6 protein-coding genes are annotated in these 6,910 nt (G+C 69.4%); 2 read left to right on the top strand and 4 right to left on the bottom strand.

Features of this window, described 5'->3' with window-relative positions; genetic code table 11:
- Positions 1-391: 391 nt before the first annotated feature.
- The 4 genes from V7053_RS17095 to V7053_RS17080 all read right to left on the bottom strand — a co-directional run bounded on the left by V7053_RS17095 (position 392) and on the right by V7053_RS17080 (position 5,613).
- Complete coding sequence (locus tag V7053_RS17095) at positions 392-1,201, bottom strand: bifunctional allantoicase/(S)-ureidoglycine aminohydrolase (protein WP_334173469.1); 810 nt, start codon at positions 1,199-1,201, stop codon at positions 392-394.
- The gene (locus V7053_RS17090) at positions 1,198-2,571 is read right to left on the bottom strand and encodes a DUF6986 family protein (protein WP_334173468.1); all 1,374 of its coding nucleotides are present in this window, start codon (positions 2,569-2,571) and stop codon (positions 1,198-1,200) included. The genes V7053_RS17095 and V7053_RS17090 overlap by 4 nt, the downstream gene beginning before the upstream one ends.
- Positions 2,571-4,169: a malate synthase A gene (aceB, locus tag V7053_RS17085; RefSeq protein WP_334173467.1), complete on the bottom strand. Its 1,599-nt coding sequence runs from the start codon at positions 4,167-4,169 to the stop codon at positions 2,571-2,573. Before aceB ends, V7053_RS17090 begins: the two co-directional genes overlap by 1 nt.
- Before the next feature lie 61 nt (positions 4,170-4,230).
- Complete coding sequence (locus tag V7053_RS17080) at positions 4,231-5,613, bottom strand: NAD-dependent malic enzyme (protein ID WP_334173466.1); 1,383 nt, start codon at positions 5,611-5,613, stop codon at positions 4,231-4,233.
- A 240-nt stretch (positions 5,614-5,853) separates the two neighbouring features.
- Here V7053_RS17080 and V7053_RS17075 point away from each other — a divergent pair, with 240 nt between their 5' ends.
- Both V7053_RS17075 and V7053_RS17070 read left to right on the top strand, forming a co-directional pair.
- Positions 5,854-6,609 (top strand): IclR family transcriptional regulator, encoded by a 756-nt coding sequence (locus V7053_RS17075; protein WP_334173465.1) that lies wholly within the window; start codon positions 5,854-5,856, stop codon positions 6,607-6,609.
- A 115-nt stretch (positions 6,610-6,724) separates the two neighbouring features.
- Positions 6,725-6,910, top strand: a 186-nt coding sequence (locus V7053_RS17070) for a sigma factor-like helix-turn-helix DNA-binding protein (protein WP_334173464.1), incomplete at its 3' end; no start/stop codon positions are given.

Here is a 6,910-nt window from a genome sequence, read left to right as displayed (position 1 = left end):
CGGCGTGGTTGGGCCGGGCGGCACCCCCTCCAGTCAGGCGGAGCCCCTTCGCCGAGCGATTTCCGCCGGTTCGGCGTGGTTGGGCCGGGCGGCACCCCCTCCAGTCAGGCGGAGCCCCTTCGCCGATCGATTTCCGCCGGCAAATGCCTCCGCCGCCGAATGCCTCGGCCGGCGAATGCCTCCGCCGGCAAATACCTCCGCCCCCGGCGTTGCGCGACCGGGGGCGGAGGAGTCTCGTCCACCCGGGCGCTTGGGCGGCGGGTGGCTGTCAGGTGGGTACGACGGCGCGGGGCGGCTCAGTGCCAGTCCGGCCCCGCGCCGTCGTGCTGTGAGGGCCCGCAACGGCTCGGGCCCCGCCCAAGGGGGCAAGGCGAGCGAGCGGGCCGGGACGTCAGGTCAGGCGGATCTGCCGGTTGACGTCCTTGTAGAGGAGGTAGCGGAAGCGGCCTGGGCCCCCCGCGTAGCAGGCCTGGGGGCAGAAGGCCCGGAGCCACATGAAGTCCCCGGCCTCGACCTCGACCCAGTCGTCGTTGAGGCGATACACCGCCTTGCCCTCCAAGACGAAGAGGCCATGCTCCATGACGTGCGTCTCGGCGAACGGGATGACGCCGCCGGGCTCGAAGGTCACGATGTTCACGTGCATGTCGTGGGCGAGGTCGTCGGGGTCGGCGAACCGCGTGGTGGACCACACGCCGTTGACGTTCGGCATGGGGGTCGGGGCGACCTCCTTGTCGCTCGTGACGAAGCTCTTGGCCTCGTAGCCCTCGAGCCTCTCGTACGCCTTTCGGATCCACTGGAACGAGGCGATGTCGCTCGATTCGTTGATCACCGACCAGTCGGCGCCCGCCGCGAGGTACGCGTAGCCGCCCTCCTCGAGATGGTGGGTCTCGCCGTCGAGCGTGAGCGTGATCTTCCCCTTGGTGAGGAAGACGACGCCCTCCACACCGGCCTCCGGTTCAGGCTTCTTCGAGCCGCCGCCCGGGCCGACCTCGACGATGAGCTGCGAGAAGGTCGTCGCGAAGCCCGCGATGGGGCGCGCGAGGATCCACGAACGCGTGTTCTCCCAGCCCGGGAGTCTGCTCGTGACGATGTCCCGCAGGACGCCCTTGGGGATGACCGTGTAGGCCTCCTTGACGATCGCGCGGTCTGTGAGGAGCTGCGTCTGCGGCGGCAGGCCTCCCTCAGGGTAGAAGTAGCTCATCGTGACGCTCCTTGGGGTTCTGCGGCCGGGGCCGCAACTGCAGTCGCAGGGATCGGTTGGGCCAGCCGCGGGTGGGCGAGGCGGGTGAGGTCGTGCTCGGAGAGCCCGGTGGACGCGTGGACCTCGTCGGCCCCAACCGCCCCGCATTGCACCCCACGGAGCACGAAGGCTGCGAGGGCGCGTGCGGTCGCCGGCTCGTCGAGGACCGCCCCCACGGTCTGCTGGACGTAGTTGCGAAGCCGCTCCGTTGCCTTCGGCAGTCCCTCGCGGTAGAACGCGTAGGTCGCAATGTAGCGCGTGGGGAGCTGGTGGGCGTGGAGGTCCCAGCCCTGGTAGAAGCCGCGCTCGAGAGAGCGGCGGACCAGCCTCGCATGCAGTTTCCAGGCCTCCTCCCGTTGGGCGGCGTCGCCCACGGGAAGGACATTCGTCGAGCCGTCGGAGAGTCGGATCCCCGTCCCTGCGACTGCTAGCTGCATGACTTCCTTCGCGAAGTCCGCAGCCGGGTGCTCCATCGACTGGTAGGCGGCTGCGATCTGGAGGGAAGCGGAATAGTCGTACGTGCCGTAGTGGAGCGCCGTGATCCGCCCGTCTGCCTGATGCGGGAGCTGTGCCACCGGGTGGCTGCCGTCCGCGCCGATGATGAGCTGCGGCGTCTCGACCTGGACCTCGAAGCCGAGGCGCCCCGGGTGGAGGCCCAGCGAGGATTCGAGGCGTTCGACGGCGTACACCATAGCCTTGACCTGGTCCACGGTGCTCACCTTGGGGAGCGTGAGGACGAGGCCGGCCGGGAGGCCCTGCGGGCCATCGCCGGCCTGCACGAGCCGCGAGACGAACAGCTCGAGGGTGCGGAGCCCGCGCCGGCGGGTGGCCTCCTCGAGGCACTTGAAGCGGATGCCGATGAACGGCGTCGCCGCCCCCGAGGCGATCGCGGCGGCGACCTGGTCCGCCGCCCGGACGGCTTCGGCGTCCTCCGTCGCATCCGGGTTCTGCGACTTTCCGGGAGCGAGGTAGCCGTCCTCGAAGTCGATCCGCAGGTCCTCGATCGGTTCGTCGCGCAGCTTTGCCTCGACGCGCGGGGCGATCTCCGCGGCGAGCTTGGGGGAGAGGCCGACGAGTTCGGCCAAGCGCTGGATCCCGCCGGCCTCGGCGGCCGCGGCGAGGGCGTGCTGGCCCCATTCCGCGGCGAGCGAGGGCGAATAGCGGTCCGCGGGCACGTACACGGTGTGCACGGGCTGGCGCGTGCCGTCGTCTCCGGGGTAGCCGTCCGCGAGGAGCCGGTCGGTGTCGGCGAGGCCGCCGTCGATCCGCTCGTAGTCGCCGTCGTCGAACACCCTCGGGGGGAGGCCCGGGCGGCTGGTCGAAAGGCTCATCATCCCACCAGCTCGTAGGCGGGAGTCGTGAGGAAGTCCGTGTAGTCCTCGGAGAGGCAGATGTCCGCGATGAGGCGGCTCGCCGGCTCGTAGAAGTCGACGAACTGCTCGGGGGAGACCTCGCCTCGCAGGCGATCGGTCTCCTCGTCGAGGATCCGCTCGACGAGCTCGCGCGTCACCGTGTTGCCGGTGTCGGCGAGGACCACCTTGTTCCGGATCTGCTGCCACACCTGCGACCGCGAGATCTCCGCCGTCGCCGCGTCCTCCATGAGGTTGTGGATCGCCACGGCGCCGTTGCCCGAGAGCCAGACGGCCGTGTAGGCGACGGCGACGTAAAGGTTGAGGTGCAGGCCCTCCTCGGTCGCCACGCCCTCGGTCGACGCGACGTCGAGCAGCTGGCCGGCCGTCACGTGGACCTCAGGCCGCTGGCGTTCCACCTGGTTCGGCTTGTCGCCGAGGACCCGGTCGAAGACCTCCTGGCACGTCGAGACGAGGTCGGGATGCGCGACCCACGAGCCGTCGAAGCCGTCCGTGGCCTCGCGCGTCTTGTCCGCGCGGACCTTCTCGATCGCTGCCGCCGTGATCTCGGGCTCCTTGCGGTTCGGGATGAACGCGGCCATCCCGCCCATCGCGAACGCGCCGCGCTTGTGGCACGTCTGGACGAGCAGCTCCGTGTAAGCCCGCATGAAGGGCGCCGTCATCACCACGGAGGCGCGGTCGGGGAGCGTGAACTGCTCGCCGGCGTCGCGGAAGTACTTGATGATGCTGAAGAGGTAGTCCCAGCGGCCCGCGTTGAGGCCGGAGGCGTGGTCGCGGAGCTCGAAGAGGATCTCGTCCATCTCGAACGCAGCCGGGATGGTTTCGATGAGCACCGTCGCCCGGATCGTGCCCTGGGGGATGCCGAGGTGGTCCTGGGCGAACACGAAGATCTCGTTCCAGAGGCGCGCCTCGAGGTGGCTCTCCATCTTGGGCAGGTAGTAGTACGGGCCGCGGCCCGACTCGATGAGGAGCTTGGCCACGTGGAAGAAGTGCAGGCCGAAGTCCACGAGCGCCCCCGAGGCCGGCTCGCCGTCGACCAGGACGTGCCGCTCTTCCATATGCCACCCGCGCGGACGGGTGACGACGACGGCGAGCGGCGCGTCCGTGCGGAGGCGGTACTCCTTGCCTTCAGGCGAGGTGTAGGAGAGGGTTCCCTTCGCGGCGTCGCGCAGGTTCAGCACGGAGTCGACAACGTTGCTCCAGTGCGGGCTCGAGGCGTCCTCCATGTCGGCGAGCCAGACCTTCGCCCCCGAGTTGAGGGCGTTGATGGCCATCTTGGCCGGGCTCGCGGGGCCAGTCATCTCGACGCGGCGGTCCTGGAGCGGCGCCGGCGCCTCCGCAACCTTCCAATCGACCGCCCGGATCTCCGCTGTCTCCGGCAGGAAGTCGAGCTTGCCGGTCGCGGCGGCCTCCGCGCGTCGTACCTTGCGCGCCTCGAGCCGGGCCTTGCGCCCGCCGGCGAAGCGGCGGTGCAGCTCCTCGACGAACGCGAGCGCTTCGTCGGTGAGGACCTCCTCGGCCCGGTCGACGGGGTGGTTGTCGGTCACAGTGATGGCCATAGCGTTACTTTCCTTCTCCCTGGTCTGAAGTCTTGGTCCTGAAGGGCAGGGGCCCGAAGAGTCAGGCGGTCACCGCGGCAACGATCGCCGCGGCCACATCCTGGGCGACGTGCGGGTCGAACACGCTCGGGATGATGAAGCTCGCGTTGAGCTCCTCGTCGGAGACGCGCGCCGCGATGGCCTGTGCGGCTGCGACCAGCATGGCAGGCGTGATCTCGGACACGCCAGCGTCGAGGAGGCCGCGGAAGACCCCTGGGAACGCGAGGACGTTGTTGATCTGGTTCGGGAAGTCGCTCCGGCCTGTGGCGACCACCGCAGCGTGTTCGGCGGCCGCGATCGGATCCGTCTCGGGGTCCGGGTTCGCCATCGCGAAGACGATCGCGTCCTCGGCCATCGTGGCCACTTGCTCGGGGCCGAACAGGTTCGGGGCCGAGACGCCGATGAAGACGTCGGCGCCCTTGAGCGCGTCGTGCAGGGTGCCGGAGAAGGACTCCGGGTTCGTGTTCTCGGCGATCCAGATCCGGTGCGCGTCGGTGAGCTCCTGACCCTGGTGGATCGCGCCCTTGCGGTCGCAGGCGACGATGTTGCGGGCGCCCTGGGCGAGGAGAAGCTGGATGATCGCGTTGCCCGCCGCGCCGACGCCCGAGACAACAATCCGGACGTCCTCGATCTTCTTGCCGACGAGCTTGAGCGCGTTGACGAGCGCCGCGAGGGTCACGATCGCCGTGCCGTGCTGGTCGTCGTGGAACACGGGGATGTCGAGCTCTTCGCGGAGGCGGGCTTCGATCTCGAAGCACCGCGGGGCAGCGATGTCCTCGAGGTTGACCCCGCCATAGACGGGCGCGATCGCCTTGACGATCCTGATGATCTCCTCAGTGTCCTGCGTGTCGAGGCACACGGGCCACGCGTCGACGTTCGCGAACTGCTTGAAGAGCGCTGCCTTGCCCTCCATGACGGGCAGGGCGGCCGCGGGGCCGATGTTGCCGAGCCCGAGCACGGCAGAACCGTCGGTGACGACGGCGACGGTGTTCCGCTTGACGGTGAGGCGGCGAGCGTCCTCGGGGTTCGCGGCGATGGCGAGGCAGACGCGGGCGACGCCGGGGGTGTAGGCCCGCGAGAGGTCGTCGCGGTTGCGGAGCGGCACCTTGGGGACGACCTCGAGCTTTCCGCCCAGGTGCATGAGGAAGGTGCGGTCCGAGACCTTGCGGACGCTCACCCCGTCGAGCGCCTCGAGTGCTCCGGCGACCTGCTCGGCGTGCTGCTCCGAGGTCGTGTTGCAGGTGATGTCGACGACGAGGTGGTCGTGGTGCGACTCGCTGACGTCGAGGGCGGTGACGGGAGCGCCGACCGCGGCAACGGCGGCGGCGAGCTCACTCGTGATGCTGATGCGCGACGGCGCGTCGATGCGGAGGGTGATGGAGTTGCCGGGGCTGGGACTCGCCATTGAATCGTCCTTCGGGTCGGGAGGCATCAGCCTCGATGAAGTTTCCGTCATACGGATACTATTGTTTGCATCTTGGAAAAACAAGTCCTCGTCCGTTGCTCCGTCACGTTTGCGGGGTGCGCACCCCGCAAACGTGACGGCGCAACCGAAGGGGGCTTGCGGTATCGTGAGATCACCGCAGGTTTCCGGGATGCGGATAATATTTGCCGGAACACACCGGCCGCTACCCATGGAGGAAACATGGCCGAGAAGGCCTCAGGCGGCGTCCAGTCGGTCGAGCGGGTTTTCGAACTCCTCGAACTCATCACCGACGCTGGCGGGGACGTGACGCTGAGCGAACTGTCGTCGTCGACCGAGCTTCCGCTCCCGACGATCCACCGGCTGCTGCGGACGCTCGTCTCCCTCGGCTACGTCCGGCAGCTGCCCAACCGCCGCTACGCGCTGGGGCCGCGGCTCATCCGCCTGGGCGAGGGTGCCAACAAGCAGCTCGGTGCGCTCGCGCAGCCCGAGCTCAAGAGCCTCGTCGAGAGCCTCGGGGAGACGGCCAACATGGCCGTCCTCGATTCGGACATGGTCATCTACGTGGCGCAGGTCCCGTCGCTGCATTCGATGCGCATGTTCACCGAGGTCGGCCGCCGCGCCCACATGCACGACACCGGCGTCGGCAAGGCGATCCTGGCCCAGCTCGACGACGAGCAGGTCCGGGGGATCGTGGGCCGCCAGGGGATGCCGACCCCGACGGCGTACAGCATCGGGGACGTCGAGACCCTCCTCGCCGACCTCGACAAGATCCGTGCCCGCGGGTACGCGATCGACGAGCAGGAGCAGGAGATCGGGGTGCGCTGCTTCTCCATGGCGGTCCCGAACGCGCCGACGCCCACCGCGATCTCGGTTTCTGGCCCCGTCTCGCGCGTCGACGAGACCTTTGGCGAGCGGGCCGTGCCAGCGCTGCGCGCGGCAGCCGAGCGCATCTCGGCGGAGCTCAACCGGGCCTAGCCCGTTGCGCCGTCACCTCCGCAGGGTGCACACCCCGCGGAGGGGGCGGCGCAAACCCGCCATACCGGCCGATCCCGGGCATTCCGCTGCGTCCTCATCTACGCTTCGCGCTCAGATGCAGTCCTCCGACAGCCTGCCGGGCGATCAGAAAGCCGTGCTCCAGCTCGTGCTGGGGCGCGGGCGAAGCTATGACCAGATCGCGCGGATGCTCTCGATCAACCCGGAGGCGGTGCGCGAACGGGCGCTCGCGGCGCTCGACTCGCTCGGCCCCCAGACGCGGGTGCCGGATGAGCGTCGGGCG

Origin of the sequence: Sinomonas sp., from assembly GCF_036848755.1 — a bacterium.
Classification (GTDB): Bacteria; Actinomycetota; Actinomycetes; order Actinomycetales; family Micrococcaceae; genus Sinomonas.
This window is presented reverse-complemented; position numbering and strand designations above follow the sequence as displayed.